This is a genomic window from Nonomuraea sp. NPDC050540, assembly GCF_044457485.1.
In the GTDB taxonomy this organism is placed as follows: Bacteria; Actinomycetota; Actinomycetes; order Streptosporangiales; family Streptosporangiaceae; genus Nonomuraea.
On record NZ_JBITHA010000007.1, the window covers coordinates 193,797 to 217,273 of the forward strand.

General features: G+C 71.8%; 25 protein-coding genes. 14 read left to right on the plus strand and 11 right to left on the minus strand.

Annotation, left to right across the window (positions count from 1 at the left end):
• Window positions 1–2 precede the first annotated feature (2 nt).
• Complete coding sequence (locus tag ACIBI5_RS25140) at window positions 3–1,346, plus strand: serine hydrolase domain-containing protein (protein WP_397250651.1); 1,344 nt, start codon at window positions 3–5, stop codon at window positions 1,344–1,346.
• Here ACIBI5_RS25140 and ACIBI5_RS25145 read toward each other — a convergent pair whose 3' ends face one another.
• Together ACIBI5_RS25145 and ACIBI5_RS25150 are read right to left on the minus strand one after the other, a co-directional pair.
• Window positions 1,347–2,918: an amidohydrolase gene (locus tag ACIBI5_RS25145; protein WP_397250653.1), complete on the minus strand. Its 1,572-nt coding sequence runs from the start codon at window positions 2,916–2,918 to the stop codon at window positions 1,347–1,349. It lies immediately after the preceding gene.
• Window positions 2,894–4,309 (minus strand): APC family permease, encoded by a 1,416-nt coding sequence (locus ACIBI5_RS25150; protein WP_397250655.1) that lies wholly within the window; start codon window positions 4,307–4,309, stop codon window positions 2,894–2,896. Before ACIBI5_RS25150 ends, ACIBI5_RS25145 begins: the two co-directional genes overlap by 25 nt.
• A gap of 102 nt (window positions 4,310–4,411) precedes the next feature.
• Between ACIBI5_RS25150 and ACIBI5_RS25155 the strand changes: the two genes are divergently transcribed.
• Window positions 4,412–5,017, plus strand: coding sequence for a TetR/AcrR family transcriptional regulator (locus tag ACIBI5_RS25155; RefSeq protein ID WP_397250657.1), 606 nt, complete (start codon window positions 4,412–4,414; stop codon window positions 5,015–5,017).
• A gap of 217 nt (window positions 5,018–5,234) precedes the next feature.
• Here ACIBI5_RS25155 and ACIBI5_RS25160 read toward each other — a convergent pair whose 3' ends face one another.
• Window positions 5,235–6,110: an N-acetylglucosamine kinase gene (locus tag ACIBI5_RS25160; RefSeq protein WP_397250659.1), complete on the minus strand. Its 876-nt coding sequence runs from the start codon at window positions 6,108–6,110 to the stop codon at window positions 5,235–5,237.
• 76 nt (window positions 6,111–6,186) lie between these two features.
• Between ACIBI5_RS25160 and ACIBI5_RS25165 the strand changes: the two genes are divergently transcribed.
• The 7 genes from ACIBI5_RS25165 (at window position 6,187) to ACIBI5_RS25195 (ending at window position 13,660) form a co-directional block, all read left to right on the plus strand.
• The gene (locus ACIBI5_RS25165) at window positions 6,187–7,053 is read left to right on the plus strand and encodes a MurR/RpiR family transcriptional regulator (protein ID WP_397250660.1); all 867 of its coding nucleotides are present in this window, start codon (window positions 6,187–6,189) and stop codon (window positions 7,051–7,053) included.
• A complete protein-coding gene (locus tag ACIBI5_RS25170) occupies window positions 7,050–7,796 on the plus strand; it encodes a sugar isomerase domain-containing protein (RefSeq protein ID WP_397250662.1) in 747 nt (248 codons plus the stop codon). Before ACIBI5_RS25165 ends, ACIBI5_RS25170 begins: the two co-directional genes overlap by 4 nt.
• An 81-nt stretch (window positions 7,797–7,877) precedes the next feature.
• The gene (ngcE, locus tag ACIBI5_RS25175) at window positions 7,878–9,275 is read left to right on the plus strand and encodes an N-acetylglucosamine/diacetylchitobiose ABC transporter substrate-binding protein (RefSeq protein WP_397250664.1); all 1,398 of its coding nucleotides are present in this window, start codon (window positions 7,878–7,880) and stop codon (window positions 9,273–9,275) included.
• Entirely contained in the window at window positions 9,272–10,156 is an 885-nt protein-coding gene (locus tag ACIBI5_RS25180) for a carbohydrate ABC transporter permease (RefSeq protein ID WP_397250666.1), read from the plus strand. Before ngcE ends, ACIBI5_RS25180 begins: the two co-directional genes overlap by 4 nt.
• Complete coding sequence (locus ACIBI5_RS25185) at window positions 10,153–11,001, plus strand: carbohydrate ABC transporter permease (RefSeq protein WP_397250668.1); 849 nt, start codon at window positions 10,153–10,155, stop codon at window positions 10,999–11,001. The genes ACIBI5_RS25180 and ACIBI5_RS25185 overlap by 4 nt, the downstream gene beginning before the upstream one ends.
• A gap of 25 nt (window positions 11,002–11,026) precedes the next feature.
• Window positions 11,027–12,304 carry a cellulose binding domain-containing protein gene (locus ACIBI5_RS25190; protein ID WP_397250670.1) on the plus strand — a complete coding sequence of 426 codons (1,278 nt, stop codon included), beginning with the start codon at window positions 11,027–11,029 and terminating at the stop codon, window positions 12,302–12,304.
• Window positions 12,305–12,409: 105 nt separating this feature from the next.
• Window positions 12,410–13,660, plus strand: a complete 1,251-nt coding sequence (locus ACIBI5_RS25195) for a cytochrome P450 (RefSeq protein WP_397250672.1) — start codon at window positions 12,410–12,412, stop codon at window positions 13,658–13,660.
• Here ACIBI5_RS25195 and ACIBI5_RS25200 read toward each other — a convergent pair.
• On the minus strand, window positions 13,642–13,998 hold the full coding sequence (locus ACIBI5_RS25200; RefSeq protein ID WP_397250674.1) for an NIPSNAP family protein: 357 nt from the start codon (window positions 13,996–13,998) through the stop codon (window positions 13,642–13,644). The genes ACIBI5_RS25195 and ACIBI5_RS25200 overlap by 19 nt on opposite strands.
• 92 nt (window positions 13,999–14,090) lie before the next feature.
• Between ACIBI5_RS25200 and ACIBI5_RS25205 the strand changes: the two genes are divergently transcribed.
• Entirely contained in the window at window positions 14,091–14,810 is a 720-nt protein-coding gene (locus ACIBI5_RS25205) for a VOC family protein (protein WP_397250676.1), read from the plus strand.
• 133 nt (window positions 14,811–14,943) lie between these two features.
• On the opposite strand, the gene ACIBI5_RS25210 is transcribed toward ACIBI5_RS25205, so the two are convergent.
• Window positions 14,944–15,090, minus strand: a complete 147-nt coding sequence (locus tag ACIBI5_RS25210; protein WP_397250677.1) for a hypothetical protein — start codon at window positions 15,088–15,090, stop codon at window positions 14,944–14,946.
• Between the two features lie 91 nt (window positions 15,091–15,181).
• Entirely contained in the window at window positions 15,182–15,673 is a 492-nt protein-coding gene (locus ACIBI5_RS25215; protein WP_397250679.1) for an SMI1/KNR4 family protein, read from the minus strand.
• Between the two features lie 255 nt (window positions 15,674–15,928).
• On the opposite strand from ACIBI5_RS25215, the gene ACIBI5_RS25220 reads away from it, so the two are divergent.
• Entirely contained in the window at window positions 15,929–16,441 is a 513-nt protein-coding gene (locus ACIBI5_RS25220) for a GNAT family N-acetyltransferase (RefSeq protein WP_397250681.1), read from the plus strand.
• Between the two features lie 8 nt (window positions 16,442–16,449).
• Here the strand turns inward: ACIBI5_RS25220 and ACIBI5_RS25225 are convergent, their stop codons facing one another.
• Entirely contained in the window at window positions 16,450–17,439 is a 990-nt protein-coding gene (locus ACIBI5_RS25225; protein ID WP_397250683.1) for a DUF418 domain-containing protein, read from the minus strand.
• Between the two features lie 112 nt (window positions 17,440–17,551).
• Between ACIBI5_RS25225 and ACIBI5_RS25230 the strand changes: the two genes are divergently transcribed.
• The gene (locus tag ACIBI5_RS25230; protein WP_397250685.1) at window positions 17,552–18,652 is read left to right on the plus strand and encodes a sensor histidine kinase; all 1,101 of its coding nucleotides are present in this window, start codon (window positions 17,552–17,554) and stop codon (window positions 18,650–18,652) included.
• Window positions 18,649–19,302 carry a response regulator gene (locus tag ACIBI5_RS25235; protein WP_397250686.1) on the plus strand — a complete coding sequence of 218 codons (654 nt, stop codon included), beginning with the start codon at window positions 18,649–18,651 and terminating at the stop codon, window positions 19,300–19,302. Before ACIBI5_RS25230 ends, ACIBI5_RS25235 begins: the two co-directional genes overlap by 4 nt.
• Here ACIBI5_RS25235 and ACIBI5_RS25240 read toward each other — a convergent pair.
• From ACIBI5_RS25240 to ACIBI5_RS25255, 4 genes are all read right to left on the minus strand, one after another.
• A complete protein-coding gene (locus ACIBI5_RS25240) occupies window positions 19,299–19,529 on the minus strand; it encodes a hypothetical protein (protein ID WP_397100174.1) in 231 nt (76 codons plus the stop codon). The two genes, ACIBI5_RS25235 and ACIBI5_RS25240, sit on opposite strands and share 4 nt — an antisense overlap.
• Window positions 19,530–19,605: 76 nt before the next feature.
• The gene (locus ACIBI5_RS25245) at window positions 19,606–20,259 is read right to left on the minus strand and encodes a M23 family metallopeptidase (protein ID WP_397250688.1); all 654 of its coding nucleotides are present in this window, start codon (window positions 20,257–20,259) and stop codon (window positions 19,606–19,608) included.
• 141 nt (window positions 20,260–20,400) lie between these two features.
• Window positions 20,401–21,207, minus strand: a complete 807-nt coding sequence (locus ACIBI5_RS25250; RefSeq protein ID WP_397250690.1) for an alpha/beta fold hydrolase — start codon at window positions 21,205–21,207, stop codon at window positions 20,401–20,403.
• The gene (locus tag ACIBI5_RS25255) at window positions 21,204–22,412 is read right to left on the minus strand and encodes an MFS transporter (protein ID WP_397250692.1); all 1,209 of its coding nucleotides are present in this window, start codon (window positions 22,410–22,412) and stop codon (window positions 21,204–21,206) included. The genes ACIBI5_RS25250 and ACIBI5_RS25255 overlap by 4 nt, the downstream gene beginning before the upstream one ends.
• A gap of 92 nt (window positions 22,413–22,504) precedes the next feature.
• Between ACIBI5_RS25255 and ACIBI5_RS25260 the strand changes: the two genes are divergently transcribed.
• Window positions 22,505–23,470 carry a LysR family transcriptional regulator gene (locus tag ACIBI5_RS25260; protein ID WP_397250694.1) on the plus strand — a complete coding sequence of 322 codons (966 nt, stop codon included), beginning with the start codon at window positions 22,505–22,507 and terminating at the stop codon, window positions 23,468–23,470.
• Window positions 23,471–23,477 lie beyond the last annotated feature (7 nt).

Genomic DNA, 23,477 nt, shown 5'->3' on the forward strand with positions numbered 1-23,477 from the left:
CCATGGATCTCGCACATTGGCAGACCCGGCTCGACGAGCTGCGCGCCCGCCACCACGTGCCTGGCGCGAGCCTGGCCGTGGTGACCGGCGGGGAGGTTCACGAGCTGGCCTCGGGGGTGCTGCACCGGGGCACCGGGGTCGAGGTCACGACCGACTCGGTGTTCCAGCTGGGATCGGTCGCCAAGATCTACACGGCCACGCTGGTGATGCACCTGGTCGACTCCGGCGAGCTCGGCCTCGACGCCCGGGTCGCCGACGTGCTGCCCGGATTCGCCGTCGCCGACGCGGAGGCCACCAAGACGATCACCGTCAGGCAGCTGCTCACCCACACCAGCGGGCTCAGTGGCGACTTCCACCTCGACACCGGCCGCGGCGACGACTGCGTCGCCCGCTACGTCGAGGCCTGCAAGGACCTGAGCCTGGACTGCCCCACCGGCACCGCGCTGTCCTACAGCGGCAGCGGCTACATCATCCTGGGCCGCATCGTCGAGGTGATCACCGGCCAGACCTGGGACCAGGCGCTGAAGGACCGCGTCCTGACCCCGCTCGGCCTCGATCAGACGATGACGCTGCCCGAGGAGGCGCTGCGCTTCCGCGTGGCCATGAGCCACCTCGGCGGCGCCGGCGCCTACCCCGAGCCCGCCCCTGTGTGGGACTTCCAGTCCCGCGCCGCCGCCCCGGCCGCCCGCGTTCTGGCCACCGCGGGCGATCTCGCCCGGTTCGCCCAGGCGCACCTGAACGGCGGCGCCGGCGTCATCTCCCCCGAGACGGCGGCGGCGATGCGGCGCCGCGAGGCCGGCAGCCCGGACAAGTGGACGCTCAGCGCCGACGCCTGGGGCCTCGGCTGGACGCTGTACGACTGGAACGGCGTCCCCGGCTACGGCCACGACGGCTCGGCCGTGGGCCAGTTCGCCTACCTGCGCATTGTGCCGGGAGCGGGCGTGGCGATCGCGCTGCTGACCAACGGCGGCGCCACCCGCCAGTTGTACGCCGACCTGTTCGGCGAACTGCTGTCCGAGCTGGCCGGTGTGCGCATGCCCGAGCCGTTCGGCCCGGCCGCCGAGCCGCCCGCGGTCGACTGGGCCTCGCTGACCGGCACCTACCGCCGCGAGGGCGCGGCCCTGACCGTGACCGAGGGACGGCTGCTGTATGAGTTCGTCGACGGCATGGAGGGCATCTCCCCGCCCCTGGACGTCGAGCTCGCACCCGTCACCCCGACCGTGTTCGCGGGCGCCGGCGCCGGTCCCTCGTTCAACGACGCCTACATGCCCGTCGTGTTCTCCACGCTGACCGACGGCACCCCCTGCGTGTTCGTCGGGATGCGCGCCACCCCCAAGATCGCCTGATCAGGGCCGCTCGTAGACGACGCGTCCCCCGGTCATGGTCAGCGCGACCGGGGACTCGGCCAGTTCGTCCGCGGGCGCGGTGACCGGGTCGAGCGCGAGCGCGGTGAGGTCGGCCAGGAACCCGGGGGCGATCCGGCCGGAGACCGACTCGGTCGAGGAGGCCAGCGCCGCGTGCGAGGTGCAGCCCTCCAGCGCCATCAGGCCGCTCAGCCCATGGCCGGTGGCCGCGCCGCGCGGCTCCAGCGCGGCGGCCAGGATCTGGCGGGCGTCGTAGGGGGCGATCGGCCAGTCGGAGCCCAGCGCGAGGGTGGCGCCGGCCTCGCGCAGGTCGCGGCAGCGCCAGGCGCGCGCGGCCCGCTCGTCACCCAGGCGCTTGGACCACTCGTCGGTGTGGTCGGCGCGCGTGTAGGCGGTGTGCGGGGGCTGCATCGAGGCCGCCACGCCCAGCCTGGCGAACCGGCCGACCTGGTCGTCGGCCAGCGTCTCGATGTGCTCGACGCGGTGGCGCGGGCCGCCCGCCCCCAGCCCTTCGATCGTGTCGAGGACATGGCGCACGGCCGCGTCGCCGATCGCGTGCGTCGCGGTGGGCACACCCACCTGATGCAGCGTCCGTACGGCATGCCGGTAGTCGGCCGGATCGAGCCAGAACGCCTCGGTGCCCTCACCGTGGCAGTCGGCGTGTTCGAGCCAGGCGGTGCCACCCTCGACGGTGCCGTCCATGAACAGCTTCACCCCGCCGACCCGCCAGGTGCGGCCGTGCTTCTGCTGCACGCCGATCAGGCCGGCGAACTCGTCGGGGCCGTCGCCGGGCATGCACCACGGGGCCAGGCGGAGCCGTACCGGGAGGTCGTGTCTGTCCTCGACGGCGGCGAGCAGGTCGAGGTCGTCGGCGCCCACGTCCATGACGTGGGCGCCGGTCAGGCCGGTCGCGGCCATGCCGGACAGGAGTTCGAGCAGGCGTTCCGCCCGTACGGCCGGCGGCGTGGCGGGCAGCAGCGGCTTCATCAGATCCATCGCGGCGTGTTCCACGAGGTGGCCGGTCGGGCGGCCGCCGGAGTCGCAGACGACGGCGGCGCGCTGGGCGAACGCGCGCGGCCCTTCGATGCCCGCCAGCTCCAGCGCGGCCCTGCTGGCCAGGACGGAGTGCGCGTCGTAGAGCCGCAGGTGCGCGGGCGCGCCGGACACCGCCTCCTCGATCAGGTCGTGGTGGAGCGCCCGGCCGCCGAACACGTTGTGGTCGAGCCCGTAGGCGAGCACCCACCCGTCCACCCGCGGCGCGGCGCGGAGGGCGGCGCGCAGGCCGCCGAGGTCGGTGACCGCGGACAGGTCGGTGCCGGTGGCCAGGTCCAGGCCCCACAGCGGGTGGGCGTGCGCGTCGGTCAGGCCGGGCACGAGGGTCGCTCCCGCCAGGTCCACGACGCGGGTGCCGTTCCCCTGCCAGTCACGCGCGTCGGTGTCGTCGCCGACGGCGGCGATCAGGCCGCCCTTGACGGCGAGCGCGGTGGCGCGCGGCCTGGCCGGGTCGAGGGTACGGACGCGGGCGCCGATCAGGACGAGGTCGGCTGTGGGCACGGTTCACTCCCGAAGTTCTGGTAGACCTCCGCGCGGTGCCTTCTGAGCCAGAGCGCCAGCCCTGTTCCGATGGCGAAGACCGCGGGGATGAGGGTGAGGATGACCGTGTTCACCGCGACGGCGCCGCCGGTGAACAGGGAGATCTTGGTGACGATCAGGCCGAGCGCCCCTGCGAGCAGCACCGCGGCGGCGACGGGCGCGACGAGCGTGCGCACGACACCCTCCCCCCGCCGGTCCCTGCCGAAGTAGAACGGCACGGCGATGGCCGCCAGCAGCATCAACGCCACCAGGCTCATCATGCCGAGCGTGTTCACCCAGAGCAGCAGATGCGTGTACGGGTCGGCGCCGGCCAGCCAGAAGGCGAGCACGACGACCAGGCCGAGCGCGGTCTGCGCGATGCCCGCGACGTACGGGGACTGGTGGCGGGGGTGGATCCGGCCGAGCGAGGACGGGAGCACCCGCTCCTCGGCCAGCGACAGCGTGTAGCGATTGATCGCGTTGTGGAAGGCCAGCAGCGAGGCGAAGATGCTGGTCACGATCAGGATGTGCATGAGGTCGGCGGCCCAGCCGCCCACGTACGCGGTGATCGCGCCGAAGAAGAGCCCGGCGGGGTCGTCCGCGGCGGCCTTCACGATGGCGGCGCCGCCGAAGGCCTGGATCACGATCCAGACGATGAACGCGTAGAAGACGCCGAGGAAGGCCAGCGCGACATAGGTGGCGCGCGGGATGGTGCGGCCGGGGTGGCGGGCCTCGCGCCGGTAGATCACGGTCGACTCGAACCCGGTGAACGCGCCGAACGCGAACGCCAGGACGGCGATCATGCCCGGCGCCGTCACGTTGACCGGGGCGAAGGAGTCCAGGCTCAGCGTGCCCTTCAGCAGCACCCCGCCGGCCAGGAGCAGCAGGATCGCGGTCTCGGCGACGAGCAGGACGCCCAGGACCTTGGCGCCGAAGGTGATCGAGCGGTAGCCGCCGTAGTAGGTGATCAGCAGCCCGGCCACGGCGATGACGACCCAGGGCACGTCGATGCCCAGCAGGCTCTTCAGCGTGCCGGCGGTGGCACTGCCGAGCAGGCCGTACACGCCGATCTCCATGGCGTTGTAGCCGACCATGGCCACCAGCGCGCCGCCGGCTCCGGCCGGGCGGCCCAGGCCGCGGGTGATGAACGCGTAGAAGGCGCCGCCGCCGCGTACGTGCCTGCTCATCGTGGTGAAGCCGATCGCGAAGATCGCCAGGACGAGACCCGCGACCAGGTAGCCGGCGGGGGCCCCGACGCCGCCGAGCATGATCGCGATGGGCGAGACGCCCGCCATCACGGTGAGCGGCGCGGCGGCGGAGATGACGAAGAAGGAGATGTCGACGCTGCCGAGCGAGTCGGATCTGAGAGGCATGGCGGTTACGCCCTTCCAGGCACCAGAAACCTAAAGCCTTTTGATTTTGGCAATGTAGCCTCTGAGGGCACGCTTGAGAAGACGTCACCGGGAGAACGACACATGGGCCGGCCTCGGACGCCACTCCTTGACCGCGAACGCATCACCACCGCCGCGCTGTCCCTGGTCGACGAGCAGGGCGAGGTCAGCCTGCCGCAGATCGCCCGGCGGCTCGGCGTGCAGACCGGCTCGCTCTACCACCACGTCGACGGGCGCGAGGGCGTCATCGAGCTGATTCGCGAGCACGTCTCCTACCGGATCGACTCCTCCATGCTCGACGTCCCGCCCTGGGACGAGGCGCTGGCCGGCTGGGCCCGCTCCTACCGCGCCGCCTTCGCCGCGCACCCGCGCGCCATCCCGCTGCTGCTGGCGACGCCGGTGCGCACGCCCCGGGTGCTGGGGCAGTACGAGCAGGCCGTACGGATGCTGAACGAGGCCGGGTTCGCCCTCCGGGACGTGCTGACCATGATCACCGCAGTGGAGAACCTGATCTTCGGCTCGGCCCTCGACCTGGCCGCGCCGGACCCGATCTGGGACCTGTCCGACCAGAGCGGCACCCCGGCCCTGTCCCAGGCGATGGCCGCCGCCCCGCCGTCGCGCGCCGACGACGCCTTCGAACTGGCCCTGGCCGCCTGCCTGACCCACTTCAGGACCCTGGTGATCCGCTGACATCTCCTTCGACCGACCCCACGCCCTCCGGCCCGCCCTCACGCCCTTCGGCCCGCCCTCACGCCCTTCGGCCCGCCCCCACGCCGAGGAGGTCCTCGATCCCATGGACGCCGAGACCGCTCAGTACGGTCCCGCCGCCCCACACGGCCCTGCCACTCCGCGCGGTCCTGCCGGGGCGGCCGCGGAGTGCGTGGGGCCGGAAGCCGGGGTCATGCCCTCACGGGTGCGGCAGGAAGTCCCGGTGGGGCGTTCCGGGTGCGAGTGAGCGTGCCGCCAGCCAGGCCGCGGCGTCCTCGCCCCGCCCGGCGACCACCGGCGCGCAGTCCGGCAGCAGGTCTCGTACGGCCCGCCGTACCGGGCCCTCGCTGGTCAGCACGCTGCCGGCCAGCACCGCGGGCGTGCCGGGCGCGTGCACCTCCCGGAAGGTCCGCGCCAGCAACCCGGCCGCACGCTCGACGATCTGCACCGCCGCCGGATCGCCCTCGCCGGCCGCCCGGCTGACCAGGGGCGCCAGCTCGGCCAGCGCCAGCGGCGCGGCCGCCTGTACGGCCACCGCCACCCTCTCCGGCTCGCGGACGCCCAGTCGCTTGAGCACATACGCGGTGAGCGTGCCGGGTGTCCCGCGCACGGCCGAACGGGCCGCCTGCCGCCCGATCCAGAACCCGGAGCCTTCGTCCCCGAGCTGCCAGCCGTGCCCGTCGGCCGCCACCGCGATCTCGTGGTCAATAATTTTCGCCGCGATCGCTCCCGTTCCGGAGATCAGCACGGTTCCGGAGGCCGCCGGGGTGCCCGCGGCGAAGGCCACGACCACGTCCCCGACCACCCGGGGCGGTACCGGGAAGTGCGCGGTGAGCCCCTCGGACAGTCCCTCGACGCCCGCGAGCCCGATCACCGCCGCCCTGACATCGCCCGGCCCGGACGCCGTCAACGCCTCTGCAATGGCCTTGCCCACCTGGTGAAAGGCCTCTCTTGGCGGGCAGGCGGCCGGGTTGCCGCACCCGGCCCGCCCTCGCCCCAGCACCTGTCCGCCGAGGGTGGCGACGACCGCGCGCGACGACGTCCCTCCGGCGTCCACGCCGAGAACTAGCATCATGTCAGGAATTATCGGCTCAAACCCTTGACGACGCCAGATGGTGAGCATAATTTTCACCATTAAGAAGGAGGACGACGTGGAACTACTGCCCCGGATCCGGGCCGAGCAGGGCGAGATGCCCGAAGCGCTGCGCAAGGTCGCGGAGGTGATCCTGGACGACCCGGCGGAGACGGCCAGGATGACCATCGTCGACCTGGCCGAGCGCAGCGGCACGTCCACGGCCACGATCACCCGGTTCTGCCGGGCGCTGGGCTTCAGCGGCTACGCCGAACTCCGGGTCACGATCGCCAGCCAGACCGGCCGGGCCGCCCAGCAGCACTGGGACACCGACATAGGGCAGGAGATCCTGCCCGCCGACGGCCTGGACAAGGTGCTGGGCGTGGTCTCCAACAGCGACATCCGGCTGATCCAGGAGACCGCCGCCCAGCTCGACCTGGCCACGGTGGAGAAGGTGGCGAACGTCATCAAGAACGCCGGCCGGGTGCTGCTGTTCGGCGTGGCCAGCAGCGCGGCGGTCGCCGGTGAGATGGAGTACCGCCTCCAGCGCATCCGCGTCCCCACCTGGAGCAGGTCGGACGCGCACAGCGCGCTGACCGACGCCGCGCTGCTGACCGGCGGCGACGTGGCGATCGGCATCTCGCACAGCGGCAGGACCAGGGAGGTCATCGAGGTGCTCGCCGAGGCGGCGAGCCACGGTGCGATCACCGTGGCGGTGACCTCGCATCCGAGCTCGCCGCTGGCCGAGGTGGCCGAACTGGTCCTGACGACCGCGGCGCGGGAGACGACCTTCCGCAGCGACGGATTCGCCGCGATCCACTCCCAGCTGCTCGTCCTCGACGTGGTCTACGTCGCGGTCGCGCAGCGCACCTACGAACGCACCAAGGAGGCGTTCGACCTGACGGTACGCGCCGTCACCGGACACCGCCTGGACGGAGGGCGATGAATCCCGACACCTACGCGACACACGTGGCCGATCTGGTCAGGACCATTCCACGGACCCACGCCGGCGAGATCGGGCAGGCCGCCCGGCTCATCGGCACATGTCTCGACAACGGGGGCGTGATCCAGGCCTTCGGCTCCGGCCACTCAGAAGCGGTCGCCATGGAGATCGCCGGCCGCGCCGGCGGCCTCGTGCCCACCAACCGGCTCGCCCTGCGCGACATCGTCCTGTACGGCGGAGCCGACCGGGCCGAACTCACCCGCTACGACCTCGAACGCGACCCCACGGTCGCCCACCGCATCTTGGCCGCCGCCCCGATCGGCGAGCCGGACCTGTTCGTGATCATCTCCAACTCCGGCGTCAACGGTGTCGTGGTGGAGCTGGCCCAGGCGGTCAAGGAACGCGGTCACGACCTGATCGCCATCACCTCCCTGGCCCACAGCACCGCCGTCGCCTCCCGCCACCCCTCGGGCGCCAGGTTGTGCGACCTGGCCGACGTGGTGCTCGACAACATGGCGCCGTACGGCGACGCCGTACTCCCCCTTCCGGACGGCGGCGCGGTCGGCGCGGTCTCCACGATCACCTCGGCCCTGCTCGCCCAGCTCGTCGTCACGCGGGTCGTCCGTGACCAGGTGGCGGCGGGCAAGGTCCCGCCGATCTACCTGTCGGCCAACGTGCCGGAGGGCGACGAGCACAACCTGCGCCTCGAAGCGCTCTACGCGGGCCGGATCCGCCGCGGCTCCTGAACTCCCTCGTCGCCCGGGTACGAGGGCCCGACCTCACCGAATCCTTTCGCCAGGTGTTCTTAGCCGAAAGCTGTCTTCGTCATGCCTGAAAACACCCCCACCCGCCGGGGATTCCTCGGCCTGCTCGCCCTCACCCCGGTCGTCGCCGCCTGCGCCACCGGCGGCGGCGCGCCCGTGGCCTCCGCCCCGGCCGCCGCCGGGCCCACCAGCGCCGCCAACCCACTCGGCGTGGCCGCCAAGGACCCGCTGGACGTCGTCATCTTCAAGGGCGGCTTCGGCGACGACTGGGCGAGGTTCGCCGAGTCGCTCTACGCCGAGCGCCATCCCGGAGCGAAGATCACGCACGCCGGCATCCAGGGCGTCGGCCAGGCCATGCAGCCGCGCATGGTGGCCGGCGACCCGCCCGACGTGATCGACAACTCCGGCGCCGGCGCGCTGGACGTCGCCTCGCTCGTCGCCGACAAGCAGCTGCTGTCGCTGGAGAAGTTACTCGACGCGCCCTCGGCCGACGATCCGGCCGTCAAGGTGCGCGACACCCTGGTTCCCGGCATCGTCGAGGCGGGCAGCTTCGGCGGCGTGCCGTACGTGCTCAATTACGCCTACACCGTCTGGGGCCTGTGGTACAGCTCCTCGCTGTTCGCCAAGCACGGCTGGACCTACCCGGCGACCTGGGCCGAGATGCTGGCGCTCGGCGACGAGATCAAGAAGGCGGGCCTGGCCCCCTGGACCTACCAGGGCAAATACCCCGAGTACATGAACGACCCGCTGCTCACCATGGTCGCCAAGGCCGGCGGCATGGAGCAGGTCGCCGCCATCGACAACCTGCAGCCCGGCGCGTGGCGGGCCGGCAGCGTCAAGGACGTCGCCGAGGCCTTCGCCGAACTGGCCGGGCGCGGGCACATCATGAAGGGCTCCGAGGCGCTCTCCCACACCGAGGCGCAGACCGCCTGGTGCCAGGGCAAGGCCGTCTTCATCCCCTGCGGTTCCTGGCTGGAGGCCGAACAGGCCAAGGTCACCCCCGCCGGCTTCGACATGGCCGTCGGGCCCACGCCCCGGCTCTCGGACGGCGACAGGCTGCCCGGCACCGCCATCCAGGCCGCGGGCAGCGAGCCGTTCATCGTCCCGGCGCAGGGCAGGAACACCGCGGGCGGGCTGGAGTTCCTGCGCCTCATGCTGGCGAAGGAGAGCGCGGCCAACTTCGCCACGACCGCCAGCGCCATGCCGGTGCGCAAGGACGCGCTGGAGGGGCTCCAGCTGTCCAGCGGGCTGAGGTCGGCGGGCCAACTGGTCGCGGCGGCGGGCAAGGACGCGCTGTCCTACCGCTTTCCCGGCTGGTACGCGCCGCTGGCGAAAGCCGTACACGACTCGACGGGAGAGCTGCTCAACGGCCGGGTGAGCGCCGCGCAGTGGACGGAGCGCGTGCAGAAGGCCGCCGACCAGGTGGCCGCGGACGCCTCGATCACCAAGTACAAGCGATGAGGCACCGCCGGCTGCCGTTCATCGCGGGGTTCCTCGTCCTGCCGCTGACGCTGTACGCGGTGCTCGTGCTCTCGCCCTACGCGCAGGCCTTCTACCTGGCGCTGACCGACTGGCGCGGGGTCTCGGCGCGGGCGGAGTTCGTCGGGGCCGAAAACTTCGCCCGGCTGCTGGACGATCCGCAGGTGCTGGCGGCGCTGAAGAACAACGCGCTCATGCTGCTGGTGGTGCCGATCGCCACCGTGGTGCTCGCGCTGTTCCTGGCCGCGGCGCTCAGCCTCGGCCGCCGGCGGGGCGCGGGGGTCTACCGCGTCGTCTACTTCTTCCCGCAACTGCTGTCGGTCGCCGTGGTCGGAGTCCTGTTCCAGTTCGTCTACACGCCGAACTCCGGGCTGCTCAACGGGGTCCTGAACCTGCTGGGCATCGAGGGACGCTCCTGGCTCGGCGACCCGTCGCTCGCGCTGTGGGCGGTCATGGCGGTGGTCGTGTGGAGCGCGGCCGGCTTCTACGTGGTGCTGTTCTGCGCCGCGATGGAGTCGATCCCCCGGGAGATCCTGGAGGCCGCCGCCATCGACGGCGCCTCCGCGCTCACCCGCCTGACCCGCGTCGTACTGCCGCTGGTCTGGGAGAACGTGCAGGTCGCCTTCATCTACCTGGGCATGGCCGCCCTCGACGGCGTCGCCATCGTGCAGATCATGACCGTCGGTCCCGGCGGCCCCGACAACGCCACCGAGGTGCTCGGCCTCACCCTCTACCGCAACGCCTTCACCTACGGGAAGTTCGGCTACGCCTCCGCGCTCGGGGTGACGCTGTTCTTCCTCACGCTGGCGCTCGCCGTGCTCGTGCTGCGGGGTTCGCGCCGCGAACGGGTGGAGATGGCATGACCCTCTCTCATCGGGTACGGCGGCCGCGTCCTTGGAGCTCGTTGCTGCACCTGGCGCTCGTCGGCTGGGGCGTCATCGTCACGCTGCCGCTGGTGTGGGCGGTGATGAGCTCGTTCAAGGCCGACCGGGACATCCTGACCAGCCCGTGGAGCCTCCCGGACCGGCTGCATGGGGAGAACTGGGCCCGAGCATGGACAGAAGCCTCCATTGGCCGATATTTCCTGAACTCAGCGGTTGTGGTGGGGAGCGCGGTGGTTCTCACCATGTTGTTCGGGGCGATGGTGGCCTATGTCCTGGCACGTTACCGCTTCCCCGGTTCGCGGCTCCTCTACTACCTGTTCATCGCCGGGATGGCCTTCCCCCTCTTCCTCGCCCTCGTCCCGCTCTTCTTCGTCGTGCGCTCCCTGGGCCTGCTCGGCACCCCGCTCGGGCTGATCCTCGTCTACACCGCGTACGCGCTGCCGTTCACCGTCTTCTTCCTGACCTCCTTCTTCCGCACGCTGCCCACCTCCGTCGCCGAAGCCGCCTTCCTCGACGGCTGCTCCCATTCCGGCGTGTTCTTCCGGGTCATGCTGCCCATGGCCAAGCCCGGCCTCATCAGCGTCGGCATCTTCAACTTCCTCGGCCTCTGGAACCAGTACCTGCTGCCGCTCGCGCTCAATCCGGAGGAATCCGAGTTCGTCCTGGCGCAGGGGCTGGCGGTGCTGGCCGTACGGCAGGGCTATGCCGGCGACTGGAGCGGGCTGTTCGCCGGGCTCACGATCTCGATGCTGCCGGTCCTGGCCGCGTACGTGGTCTTCCAGCGCCGTATCACCTCCGGCCTCACCGCCGGAGCCGTCCGCTAGCACCAACAGGTGAGGAGAACCCCCCATGATGAAGCACTTACTCGTGGCCATGGCCGTGCTGGGCGCGCCGGCCGTGCCCGCACACGCCACGGCCGCTCCGGCGGTGCGCCTGCAGTACTACACGACCGCGCCGCAGCCCACCGCGCCCCAGGCGGAGCCGCTGTTCAACCTCGTCAACACCGGCACGACGCCGCTCCGGCTGCGCGAACTGAAGATCCGCTACTACTTCACCGGCTCGGGACCCCACGTCTTCGCCTGCTCGTGGGCGCGGGTGGGATGCTCGCAGGTCACCGGGACGTTCGGCGACGGCTACCTGGAGCTAGGCTTCCGCGGCGGGACGCTGGGCGCGGGCGCCCAGACCCAGCTGGAGGTGCGCTTCCACCGGGCCGACTGGCAGTCGTTCGGCCAGAGCGACGACTACTCCTTCGGCGCCGTGTCCACGTACACCGACTGGCCGAAGGCCACCGTCCACCAGGCCGGCGCGCTGCTGTGGGGTAACCCGCCGCCCACGTCCGGGCCCGCGGGCGTGCTGTTCGACGACTTCGTGTACACCAGCGCCGACGACCCGCTCATCGCCGCGCGCGACTGGACGGTCCGCACCAACCCCGGCGGGCCGGGCGTGCCGGGAGCCACCTGGCCGAAGGGGAACGTGACCTTCCCGACGGCCGACGGCGCCAAGGTGATGCAGCTGAAGGCGACCAACGACGGCGTGAACGTCACCCAGTCGGAGATGCTGCACCAGCGCAAGTTCTTCGAGGGCACCTACGCCGCCCGGGTGAAGTTCAGCGACGCCCCCACCACGGGCGCCGACGGGGACGAGACGGTGCAGACGTTCTTCACCATCACGCCGCTGGACGCGCCGATGGATCCGGACTACGGCGAACTGGACTTCGAGTACCTGCCCAACGGCGGGTGGGGCCTGACCGGCCCGCTGATGTACATGACGAGCTGGGAGACCTACCAGCCCGACCCGTGGCTGGCCGACAACACCTCGACGTTCGTCAACTCCAGCCACGCCGGCTGGCACGACCTGGTCGTCCAGGTCGCCGGCGGCACGATCCGCTACTACGTCGACGGCCGGCTCGCCGCCGAGCACGGCGGCAAGTACTACCCCGAGACCCCGATGTCGATCAACTTCAACCAGTGGTTCATCACGGCCGGCCAGACCGGGCCGATGCGCACCTGGATCCAGCAGGTCGACTGGGTCTACCACGCCAAGAACGAGGTCGTCTCCCCCGCCGAGGTGAGCGGCCGGGTCGCCGGCTACCGCGCGGGCGACGTCACCTGGCAGGACACCATCTGACCTGAACCGGCTCGGCCTCCCGGGGCCGAGCCGGCCTTGCCGGTGCCCGTTCCGGTGGAAGATCGTAGTGTGAGGCCCCTTCCGCCCACACCAAGGAACTCCCCCATGACGATGACATTGACCGAGGCGGGACTGACCCTCGCCGACCCCTCGGCGTACGCCGACGAGGCCCGGCTGCACCGCGCGCTCAGCCTGCTGCGCCGCGAGGACCCGGTGCACTGGGTGGAGGCGGAGGGATACCACCCGTTCTGGGCCGTGACCCGCCACGCCGACATCATGGAGATCGAACGCAACCATCCCGTCTTCCGCAACGCGCCCCGGCCCGTGCTGGCCAAGGCCGAGACGGACGCGCGGATGGCGCGGAGCCGGGCCGAGGGCACCGCCCTGCGGACGCTGATCCACATGGACGACCCGCAGCACCGGGTGACCCGCGCGATCGGCGCCGACTGGTTCAAGCCCAGGGCCATGCGCGCGATGGAGCAGCGGGTGCGGGAGCTGGCCAGGCAGTACGTGGACCGGATGAGCGAGTACGGCGGCGCCTGCGACTTCGCCACCCAGGTCGCCACGCACTACCCGTTGTACGTGATCCTCTCGCTGCTCGGCCTGCCGGAGTCGGACTTCTCCCGGATGCTCACGCTCACCCAGCAGTTGTTCGGCGGCACCGACAAGGAGTTCCAGCGGGGCGCCACCACCGAGGACATCATGGCGACCCTGCTCGACTTCTTCACCTATTTCCACGGCCTGACCGCCGCGCGCAGGGACGCCCCCACCGACGACCTCGCCTCGGCCATCGCCAACGCCCGCGTCGACGGCGAGCTCCTGTCCGACTACGACGCCGCCTCCTACTACGTCATCATCGCCACCGCAGGTCACGACACCACCAGCTCCACGATCAGCGGCGGCCTGCACGCGCTCATCGAGCACCCCGCCGAACTGGCCCGGCTGCGCGACGATCCCGCCCTGCTGCCGACCGCGGTCGAGGAGATGATCCGCTGGGTCACGCCGGTCAAGGAGTTCATGCGCACGGCCGCCGCCGACACCCAGGTGAACGGCGTGGCCGTCAAGGCGGGCGAGTCGGTGCTCCTGTCCTACCCCTCGGCCAACCGCGACGAGGACGTCTTCACCGACCCGTTCCGCTTCGACGCGGGCCGCGACCCCAACAAGCACCTCGCCTTCGGGTTCGGCGTCCACTACTGCCTCGGCGCGGCTTTGGCCCGCATGGAGACCCGGGCCCTGTTCGCCGAGCTCCTCCCCCGCCTCGACTCGATCGAACTCGCCGGAACGCCCGAGTGGATGTCGACCACCTTCGTGGGCGGCCTGAAGCACCTGCCGATCCGCTACCGCCTGAAAGGCTGATCGCTGCGGCGCAGGGCCTGAACGGCTTCCTCCGGCACCTCGATCACAATGGAGTGGTAGCTCTCGATCCGCGAGATGATCTCCTCCCGGGGACCCTTCAGCCAGGCGTCACTGCCGTAGAACTCCTCCTCCTGCTCGCGATGCGCCTCAAGCGAGGCGAAGGCCCGGATGAGGTAGGCCTCCTCATGGCCGTCCTCATCCACCAGCGACGCCCCGCTGTCCACGACGTCGATGCCGTACTGGCGCAGCAGCGGTACGGCCAGCGTCGCCATCGCGTGGACGAAGTCGGCACGGGTGCCGGGCTTGAGGCGGTAGGTCCGGAATTCGAGAACCAACATGATGCTCCTTGTCACGGTACGACCTAGGAACATCATGTCGCGCCCGGATCACACCGGTGCAGTAATCAAATTTGTCTAGTAGAGTGCTCCGCATGACCGGTGAGAAGACCGTGCCGCTGCTGCCCTGCCGTTCCATCGACGAGATCACCGAGTTCTACGAGATGCTGGGCTTCACCAGGACCTACCGTCAGACCCGCCCGAACCCGTACGTGTCGCTGAAGCGCGACGACCTCGAACTCGGATTCTTCGGCATGCCGGGCTTCAACCCGGAAGACTCCTACGGGAGCTGCGTCGTAGTGGTGCCCGACACCGGGGAACTGTTCGGCGCGTTCGCCGAGGGGATGCGGGCGGCGTACGGCAAGCTGCTGGTCTCCGGCATCCCCAGGATGACCCGCCCGCGCAAACGGAAGAACGCCGACGACCACTCCGGATTCACGGTGATCGACCCCGGCGGCAACTGGATCAGATTCATGGCCGCCAAAGCCGACGCCGCGGACACGGAACCGCCGCTGACCAAGCTGGCCTCGTCCCTGCGCAACGCCGTGGTCATGGGCGACTCCCACGGCAGTCACGACCAGGCCGCCCGCATCCTGGACACCGCCCTGCGCCGGGACCAGGACACCGCGGCCCCGAAGGACCTCCTGGAAGCCCTGGCCTACCGCGCGGAGCTGGCCGCCCGGGCCGACGACCACCCCGCCGCCCGCCGGTTCCTCACGAAGGCCCGGCAGATCCCCCTCACCGAGGCCGACCAGGACGCACTGGCCGAAACCTTGACCAGCCTCAACGACCTCGCCGCCGTCCTGCGAACCTGACGGTCCATCTACCGGAAGCCGAGGCCTGAAGGAGCGACCCGGCCGGGGAGCCGTGGCCATGGCCCGCATGCAACGCCATGATCCGGATACCACCGTCATACCCGGATGTAACGCCATGCCCGGATATTTCGCGCTACCCGCCGAGGGGGACGCGTCGCGCGATCACCTTCCTGTGACTGATCCGCCAGCCCCGGCCCAGCCGCAGGATGGTGTCCTCGTAGGTGACGCTCCCGCTGGTGCCGTCGGCGTTGACCCCGATGCCCTTGGAACGAGCGCGCACCCGCCCATCGGACTCCTCGTTCAGGACGACGTTCGGCGAGTAGCAGGCACCTGCGTGTGGCTGGCTTCGCGAGCACCCCGGGGCGTGGCGGTCACCGGGTCAGGCGCTCCCGGGCGGGCGGCCAGTGCGGCATGTCGGTCGTCTCCTCCGCGTCCTCCTCGTACCAGCCCGCCTCCGCCAGCCACGTCTCCAGCCAGCCGGTCAGGTCGTCGGCATCGACGTACCAGGCCAGATGCCCGTCATCGTCGCTGCTCAGCCCGTTCGGTTCGTACAGCAGCACGGTGGCGCGCGCGTGCTCGCAGTCGATCGCCGCGTACATCCCGCACCCCCAGTCCAGCACCGGCAGAACGCCCGCGGGCCATCGCTCCTCCTCACGGGCCGCGACCGCCTCGCACAGGGAGAGCAGCTGGTAGTCGGGCCCGAACCCGCCGTCGGCCACCTCCAGGTAGAGCCGCCGCAGGAGAGGTGGCAGCGGGAAGCCCAGCTCACGCTCGGCCTGCCCGAGCTCGTCGGCGGTCGCCGTGGGCGGAAGGGCTTCCTCGGACGCCTTGGCGATCACCCGCCGGAGCAGCTCGTCGGTCATGCCGGTCATCCTGGCACCCGCCACCGACGGTTTCGGCCGCCGAGCCACCGAGCCACCGAGCCGCCGAGCCATCGAGCCGTCGGCCGTCGCCGCGCGCGAGCTCGCCACATCGAAGCGGGCTTCGGGACGGCTCGGCGAGGAGCGCGGGGTTCCCCGCGCAGCGAGGTCCCGGATGGCCCTGACCCTGCTCGCCGGCACCCGGAGGAGACGGCACCGCGGACTCACCCTCCGAAGCCACGGCATAGGGTCGACTCCATGCGCAGTACGATCACGATCCGCGAGGCGGGGCCCAGCGACGGTGATGTCCTCGGTGAGATTCACGCCGTCTCCTGGGGCGTCTCGCACGGCCCGTTGTGCACGCCGAAGGTCGCCGCCGCCGGGATCGAGGAGCGGCGCGCCAAGTGGCACGACATCGTCACCGAGGACGGGGATCCGATCCTGCTGGCGCTCCTGGACGAGCGGGCGGGAGCCTTTTCCCGCTTCGGGGCCTCCTCCAGCCCCGGGCTGGCGGAGATCCACACCTTCTTCGCCCACCCGGACGTCTGGGGCAGCGGCCTGGCGGCGGCCCTGCTGACCGCCACCCTGGAACGGCTGCGGGAGGCCGGCTACGACCGCGTGCATCTGTGGACGCTCCGGGATTCAGCTCAGGCGCGCCGCTTCTACGGCAAGCACGGCTTCGCCGAGACCGGCAGGCGGCACGACCACGACTTCGGCGAGGGCCCGCCGGTCGCCCTGATGGAGTTCGATCGAACCGTCCCCGCCCTCTGACGAGCCGGTCACGGGGTGCGGTGCAGGGCGGGACGGCGGGCCCAGGTGGCCCATCGCCAGAGCCATTCGAGCGGCCCCTGCCGGAAGCGGCGCAGCCACCACGTGGACACCAGCCACTGGGGCACGAGTACGCCCGCCGCGATCAGCACGACCATCCCCGATGACCACCCATCCGGCGACCCCCCGAGCACGAGGGTGGCCAGCAGCACGAGCACGGTGGCGGTCAGGTAGTTGGTCAGTGCCATCCGGCCCAGCGGCGCGAACCCCTTCCGCAGCACCGGCCCCAGCGGCGTACGGAGCAGGAGCAGCAGGCCGCTCACGTAGGCGCCCGCGGTCAGCAGCCCGGCCAGGGAGAACCAGAGGTTGGAGCCGGTCCCGACCTGCAGCCACACGGCGGGCATCGCCCCCACCGCGAAGAGCACGAACAGAACGGCCGGACCGCGCACGGCGTGCTCCATCCGGTCGACCACGCCGTAGCGCGTCAGCGCCGAGCCCAGCAGGAACAGCCCGGGAACCAGCGGCACGCCGTTGCCGCCGAGGATCAGCGGCGTCGCGATGAGGACGGCCGCCAGCCCGGCGACGGCCCAGCGCGGCAGCCACGTCGAGGGCAGCAGCACCACGAGGCCGACGACGGCGTAGATGGTCAGGATGTCGCCGCGCCACAGCAGGAACATGTGCGCCAGGCCCATGGCGACCAGGACCAGGAGCCGCCGCAGCAGCAGCACGCGCGGGTGTGGGACCTGCCGGCGCGCCGACTCCAGCAGCAGCGAGAACCCGACGCCGAACAGCAGCGAGAAGATCGGGAAGAAGCGCTGGTCGACGAGCAGCCCCAGCAGTGAGGGCCCACCGTCCGGGGCGGCCGGCGCGGTGCCGCCCATGTGGGCGATCGGCTTGACGTTGGCGAGCAGGATGCCGCACAGGGCGAACCCGCGCAGCACGTCGAGCGCGGCGACCCTCGGCCGGTGGAAGGAGGTCGCGACAGGTGTTTCTTGTGACATGAGGCTTCATCCTGCGAGCCGCGACCGGCCCCCACATCGGCGGAAAGCAGGGAAGGGGACAGTACCTTTGGCCGGTACAGGCCGGCGGGGTTCCTCTTCTAGCCTGGGTGCCGTGCATGTTCTCGAACACCTGAAGGCGGCCGGGCTCGGCGCCGGGCTCGCCGCGGCCGTGGCCTTCCAGGCGTACCAGGTCGCCGGCAGCTGGGGCGCCGGTCACGGGGTGTTCGGGGCGGCGGTGGCGGTCGTGGTGTGCGTGCTCGCTCTCGTGCGCGGGCTCAGCCCGCTGTGGACGGCGCTCGGGGGCCTGGCCGTCGCCGCGCTCGCCGTTCTCGCCACCCGCTTCGTTCCCCTGCCCGCCGAGCCCAGCCCGGCCACCTCGCTCGCGCTGGCGGTGCTCGTCGCCGCCGCGGTCAGGACGCTGCCCGTCCGCGTGGCCGGCGCCGTGGCCGCCGCCGGGCTGGCCGTGGTGGCGGGCGGCTTCCTCGCCGCCCCCGGCTCGGCGGTGCCGCCGCTGAGCGCGCTGGCCTGGCTGGCCGCCGTCCTGCTCGGGCTCGCCCCCCGGCTGCTCGCCGCCCGCCGCCACACCGCGGCCGAGCGGGTACGGCAGGCCGAACGCCTGGAGCTGGCCAGAGAGCTGCACGACGTCGTCGCCCACCACATCACCAGCATCGTGCTCCAGGCCCAGGCCGCCCAGCTCGTCACCGCCAAGCATCCGGACAGGACTCCCGGTTCCCTGGCCGGCATCGAGTCGGCGGGCACGGCGGCGCTGGCCGCCACCCGGCGCGTGGTCGGCCTTCTGCGCGAGGCCGCCCCGGCCGGCGAGGGGCATGAACGGCTCGGCGAGCTGATCGAGGGCTTCGGGGCCCAGGGCCGCCGGGCGTACCTGCGGATGGACGCGGAACCGTCCGGCTGGCCGCCGGAGGTGAGCAGCACCGTGTACCGGATCGTGCGGGAGGCGCTGACGAACGTCGCCCGGCACGCGCCGCACGCGCGCGCGGTCACCGTCGGCATCAGCGAGGACGAGCGGGCGGTGACCGTCGCGGTCGAGGACGACGCGCCGCAGACGCCCGCCCGCCGCTACCGGCGTCCCGGGTACGGGCTCATCGGGATGCGTGAACGCCTCGAAGCGCTCGGCGGCACGCTGGCGGCCGGGCCCCGGCCCGGCTCCGGCTGGTCCGTCCACGCGGTCATCCCGACCGGCGGGCACCGATGACGCCGCCCATCCGGGTGCTGCTGGCCGACGACCAGGAGATGATCAGGGCCAGCCTGCGGATCATCCTGGAGGACCAGCCCGACATCACCGTGGTCGCCGAGGCCGCCGACGGCGTGGAGGCGATCGAGCAGGCGCACCGGACGCGGCCGGACGTGTGCCTGGTGGACATCCAGATGCCCCGCCTGGACGGGATCGGGGTGGCCCGCGCCCTGGCCGGCGGGCAGGCGCGGGTGGTCATGGTGACCACGTTCGACCTGGACGAGTACGTCTACGGGGCGTTGCGGCTGGGGGCCGCCGGGTTCGTGCTGAAGGACGCGGGTCCCAAGCTGCTCGTGGAGGCGGTGCGGGCGGCGTACACGGGGGACGCGCTCATCTCGCCGTCGATCACGCTGCGGTTGCTGCGCCATCTGGCCGAACGCGGGACGCGGGCCGGGGCGCGGGTGCCGGCGCAGCCGCTGACCGTGCGGGAGGCCGAGATCGTCCGGGCGATCGCCAAGGGGCGTACCAACCAGGAGATCGCCGATGAGCTGTTCCTGTCGCTCAGCACGGTCAAGGGGTATGTGTCGGGCATCCTCGACAAGCTCGGAGTCCGGGGGCGGGTCGAGATCGTCGCCTGGGCCTGGGAGAGCCGCCTCATGGACGGCTCCTAGTCGGTGGGCTCGGCGTCGGGCTCCACGTCCTGGCCGTCCTGTTCGGCGGCCTCGCGCCGCTCCTCGCGCACCTTCCGCTCGGGATCGGGCGGAGGGTCGATCGGCTCGGCCGGTATCGGGCGCCGCGTCTCGCGGACCTCGACGCCGGCGCGCTCGGCGCGGATGTCGCTCTCGCCGTTGACCCGCCCGACGGCTTCGGGAAGGTCTTCGGGCTCTCGTTCGTCCATGCCGTCCATCTGCCCGGACGGCTTGTGCCAAACCTCCGGCCGGCAGGGGCGGGTGCGGCCGCCCCCCGGCCGGCGGTCAGGTGCCGCAGCTGTCCTGGGCGCCGGTGTTATGGCTGCGGATCTGCCACGAGTTCCCGACCCCGGTATAGGTCTGGTTGTTGAACTTGACGGCCTTGCGCGGCGCGCCCCGGTTCCCCCAATCCGCGGTCGACCCGTAGGAGGCCGCCTGCTCGTAGTGCAGGTGGTACACGCCGTTGGCGGTCGGCCCGCTGCGGCCGACCTCACCGATCTTCTTGCCCATCGGCACTGTCTGTCCCTTCTTCACGTCGCGCTTCTTCAGATGAAGGTAGGTCGTGAACCAGTCCTTTCCGGTCTTGAACGTATGCCTGATCTGTACGACGTGCCCCGCCTGGTTGTCCTCGTAGGAAAGGACGACCTTGCCCGAGGCGGACGCGCGTACCCACTGCCCCTTGGTCGAGGGCTTGTTGGTGTTGTGGTCGCCCATCCAGAAGTCGAGCGCCGGGTTGTGATCGCTGGTCGACGCCTCCGCATACCATTTCTGGTTGCAGGTGAAAGGCATCTGGAACTTGGGCCGCTTGACCGTCTTGCGCAGGTCGGCCGACTGCTCGGCCACCTGCGGGGCAGCGGTCTCGGTCCGCTGCTCAGAGGCCTGCGCGGGGGCCGCCACTGCCAGGACGGCCGCCACGCCGACGGCGAATTTCAGAAACATGGAAGCTCCTTCGAAACCGGGGAAATCCAGCTGATTTCCCGTTGGTGAAGGACACTATGAATAAGCGCTTTGGATTCCCTGTCGATGCGTTATATCCGGGGACCCTGAAAGCTTCCGGGTTTACAGAATATTCGCGGAAGGTCAGAGGTGGGACAGGACGGCGCGCAGGGCGGGGTCGAAGCCGCCGGGGTCGTCGGCGAAGCCGGTGTGGTCGCCGGGGAACACGACCGGCTCGATCCCCAGGGCGGCCCCCAGGGCGCGGGAGGCACGGTCGCACAGCTGCCCGGCCGACTCCTCGCCGATGCCGATCACGAGGCGCGGGACCGCGCGCAGCCGGTCCAGGTCGGGCACCCAGTGGGTGGTGCCGTGCAGTTCGTGGGCGAACCAGCGGCGCTCGTCGATCACGTGCTGCGGGTCGCGCTCGCCGCCGAACATCATCTCCAGCGCGCCGTCCGGCACTGCGATGTTGGCCTGCGCCATGAACTTCGCCCACGCGCCGACCGTGTCGCCGCCGAGGTAGGTGGCGATGAGCTCGTCGGTCTGGGTGTGGAGCTTGTCGCGGTCGTCAAGGAGTTCGACGAGCGGGGGCTCGTGGGCGATGACCGCGCGCAGCTGCTCCGGGTGGGTCTGGGCGAGGGCGAGGGCGGTCATCGCGCCGCCGCTGGACCCGAAGACCACGGCGGGACCGGCGTCCACGCGCGCCAGCAGGCGCGACAGGTCGGCGGCGCGCAGCTCCGGCGTGGAGTCCTGGGCGGGGTCGTCGAGCAGGCTGCGCTTGATGCCGCGCGGGTCGGTGGTGAGCACGGTGTGGTCGGTGGCCAGCAGGTCGGCCAGCGGGGCGAAGGAGTCGGCGTCCATGGGCGCGCCGACGAGGGCGATGAGCGGGCCCTGGCCGCGTACCTCGAAGTGCAGGCGGGCGCCCGGGATGTCGAGGGTGGCGACGGTCATGATGTCCTCCTGGATGCGGTGGCCCCGACGGGCCGGTGGTGGGTCGCTGACACGGAGACCGCGTTCAGCAGGTGAGGTGCGGCGGTGGCCACGAGCAGCGCGAGCGCCGCCGGGATCACCAGGGCGAGGGGCAGCGTCGCCGTCGTGGCGACATAGCCGATGAGGGCGGGTCCGACGAGGCCCCCGCCGTAGCTGATGGTGGTGACCGCCGACAGGCGGCGGGCCGCCCCGTCGGCGGCGCCGAGCAGGCTGGCCACGATCGGCCAGACCACGGCCATGCCGGCCCCGGCCAGCGCCCAGCCGGCCAGGGCGCAGCCCACCCGTGCCGCCGTGCCGAAGGGCAGGACGCCGGCGAGCAGGACGAGGCCGTAACCGGCGGTGGCGGTCACGCCGCACAGCCGGATCGTGGTGCGGACGCCGAGCCGGGTCCGCACCGCGTCACCGGCGAAGCGGACGAGCGTCATCGCGACGAAGAAGACGGTGTACACGAGCGAGCCGGTGGCGGGGTCGGCGCCCAGGACGCGGGTGGCGTGCACCCCGGCCCAGTCGGTGGCGGCGCCCTCGGTGATGAAGGCCGCCGCGCCGACCACGCCCAGCATCACCATGACCCCGGGCCGCGGCGGAGCCGGCCGCGCCTGCCCGGCGGGCCGGGGGACGAGACGCACGGGAGGCTCCGGGATGCCTTTGACCCCCAGCAGCGCCACGGCCAGGATGATCGCGCCCGTGCCCATCAGCACCCGCACGTCCACCCCGGCCCGCAGGGCCGCGGTGACGACCGCGCCGCCCGCCACGGCCCCGAGCGTCCAGGTCCCGTGCACCGTGCTCATGACCGGCCGGGCGAGGGAACGCTCCACGGCCGCCGCCTGCAGGCTCAGGGCCACGTTGAGCAGCCCGAACAACATGCCGAGCACGACCGCCGAGATCATCAGCGTCTCAGCGGTCGCGGCCAGCGCCGGGCCGGCCAGCCCGAGCGCCGCCGCGGGTGCGCAGATCCGGAGCAGGCGCCGCCCGGTCCACCGCTCGGCCAGCCGTCCGGCCACCGGCATGGCCACGAGGGCGCCGACGGCCAGCGCCATGAGCAGCCCGCCGAGCCGTCCCGGCCCGAGTTCCAGGCGGGCGTCGGTGGCCGGGAGCGTGGCGCCCCACAGCGCGTTCATCACACCGGTCAGCCCATAGGCCATCATGATCGTTCCTCGTCCCGCCATGCCTCGATCCTGGCGGCGGCTCTCGCCTGGGGTCCAACACCTGTTCGAAGGTGATTCACGCGCCAGATGCGTTAATCGGGTAGGAAGGAGGGGTGCCTGACGACGTGGAGATCCGGCTGTTGCGCCACTACGTGGCCGTGGCCGAGGAGTTGCACTTCAGCCGAGCCGCCCAGCGTTTGTTCGTGGCGCAGCAGGCGCTCAGCCGCGACGTCAGGCGGCTGGAGGACCGGGTGGGACGCCGGCTGCTGGAGCGCACGACCCGCAAGGTCACGCTCACGGCGGAGGGCCGGCTGCTGCTGACGCGGGCGCGGGAGATCCTGGGGCTGTTCGACGCGACCATGATCGAACTGCGCGGCCAGCCCCGGTCGCTGACCGTCGACGTGGTCGGCTCCGGCCTCACCCCCGCGCTGGTGCTGGCCGCCGCGCGCGGGCGGGCGCCGGGAGTGGAGTTCTTCGCCCGCTTCCACAGCGGCGCGGAGGCCGCGGTGCCGCTGCTGCTGGACGGGCGGCTGGACGTCACGTTCGGCCGCAGTCCCGGCCTGCTGGACGGGGTACGGCAGCGCCCGGTCCGCCATGAGCGCATCGCGGTGCTGGTGCCCGAGCGGCATCCGCTGGCCGAGCTGCCGGCCGTACCCCTGGAGTCGTTGCGCGGCACCAACCCGTGCATCCGCGCGGGCGACCACGCGACGCCCGGGTGGGAGCACGCGCTCCTGCAGTTGCTGGCGCCCTTCGGCGTGGACCCCGCGCTCGCCCACCCGCACGTGCGGGGCGGCGACGAGCTCGCGCAGCACATCCGCGACCGCGACGCGCCCATCCTCACGCTGACCACGCAACCTGACATTCCGGGCGCGGTCCTGCGGCCGCTCGTGGATCCGGTCGCGGTGTTCCCCTGGATGATGATCTGGCGTTCCGACGGCGACCATCCCGGCCTGCGCGCCCTGCGCGAGGCCGTGGACGAGCTGGCCACGGCCCATGAGTGGCTGGCCCCGCCCGGCGCCGCCTGGCTGCCGGAACCGGAGGCGAGCCTGCCCGCCCAACCCTCGCGCGACCCGCTCTGAGTACGGG

Coding starts and splice junctions, on each gene's coding strand:
- ACIBI5_RS25170 (WP_397250662.1), top strand. CDS start 7,050: ATGAATCCCGACACCTACGCGACACACGTGGCCGATCTGGTCAGGACC.
- ACIBI5_RS25180 (WP_397250666.1), top strand. CDS start 9,272: ATGAGGCACCGCCGGCTGCCGTTCATCGCGGGGTTCCTCGTCCTGCCG.
- ACIBI5_RS25255 (WP_397250692.1), bottom strand. CDS start 22,412: ATGGCGGGACGAGGAACGATCATGATGGCCTATGGGCTGACCGGTGTG.
- ngcE (WP_397250664.1), top strand. CDS start 7,878: ATGCCTGAAAACACCCCCACCCGCCGGGGATTCCTCGGCCTGCTCGCC.
- ACIBI5_RS25220 (WP_397250681.1), top strand. CDS start 15,929: ATGCGCAGTACGATCACGATCCGCGAGGCGGGGCCCAGCGACGGTGAT.
- ACIBI5_RS25160 (WP_397250659.1), bottom strand. CDS start 6,110: ATGATGCTAGTTCTCGGCGTGGACGCCGGAGGGACGTCGTCGCGCGCG.
- ACIBI5_RS25245 (WP_397250688.1), bottom strand. CDS start 20,259: ATGTTTCTGAAATTCGCCGTCGGCGTGGCGGCCGTCCTGGCAGTGGCG.
- ACIBI5_RS25155 (WP_397250657.1), top strand. CDS start 4,412: ATGGGCCGGCCTCGGACGCCACTCCTTGACCGCGAACGCATCACCACC.
- ACIBI5_RS25200 (WP_397250674.1), bottom strand. CDS start 13,998: ATGTTGGTTCTCGAATTCCGGACCTACCGCCTCAAGCCCGGCACCCGT.
- ACIBI5_RS25250 (WP_397250690.1), bottom strand. CDS start 21,207: ATGACCGTCGCCACCCTCGACATCCCGGGCGCCCGCCTGCACTTCGAG.
- ACIBI5_RS25205 (WP_397250676.1), top strand. CDS start 14,091: ATGACCGGTGAGAAGACCGTGCCGCTGCTGCCCTGCCGTTCCATCGAC.
- ACIBI5_RS25215 (WP_397250679.1), bottom strand. CDS start 15,673: ATGACCGACGAGCTGCTCCGGCGGGTGATCGCCAAGGCGTCCGAGGAA.
- ACIBI5_RS25240 (WP_397100174.1), bottom strand. CDS start 19,529: ATGGACGAACGAGAGCCCGAAGACCTTCCCGAAGCCGTCGGGCGGGTC.
- ACIBI5_RS25195 (WP_397250672.1), top strand. CDS start 12,410: ATGACGATGACATTGACCGAGGCGGGACTGACCCTCGCCGACCCCTCG.
- ACIBI5_RS25190 (WP_397250670.1), top strand. CDS start 11,027: ATGATGAAGCACTTACTCGTGGCCATGGCCGTGCTGGGCGCGCCGGCC.
- ACIBI5_RS25235 (WP_397250686.1), top strand. CDS start 18,649: ATGACGCCGCCCATCCGGGTGCTGCTGGCCGACGACCAGGAGATGATC.
- ACIBI5_RS25185 (WP_397250668.1), top strand. CDS start 10,153: ATGACCCTCTCTCATCGGGTACGGCGGCCGCGTCCTTGGAGCTCGTTG.
- ACIBI5_RS25140 (WP_397250651.1), top strand. CDS start 3: ATGGATCTCGCACATTGGCAGACCCGGCTCGACGAGCTGCGCGCCCGC.
- ACIBI5_RS25150 (WP_397250655.1), bottom strand. CDS start 4,309: ATGCCTCTCAGATCCGACTCGCTCGGCAGCGTCGACATCTCCTTCTTC.
- ACIBI5_RS25225 (WP_397250683.1), bottom strand. CDS start 17,439: ATGTCACAAGAAACACCTGTCGCGACCTCCTTCCACCGGCCGAGGGTC.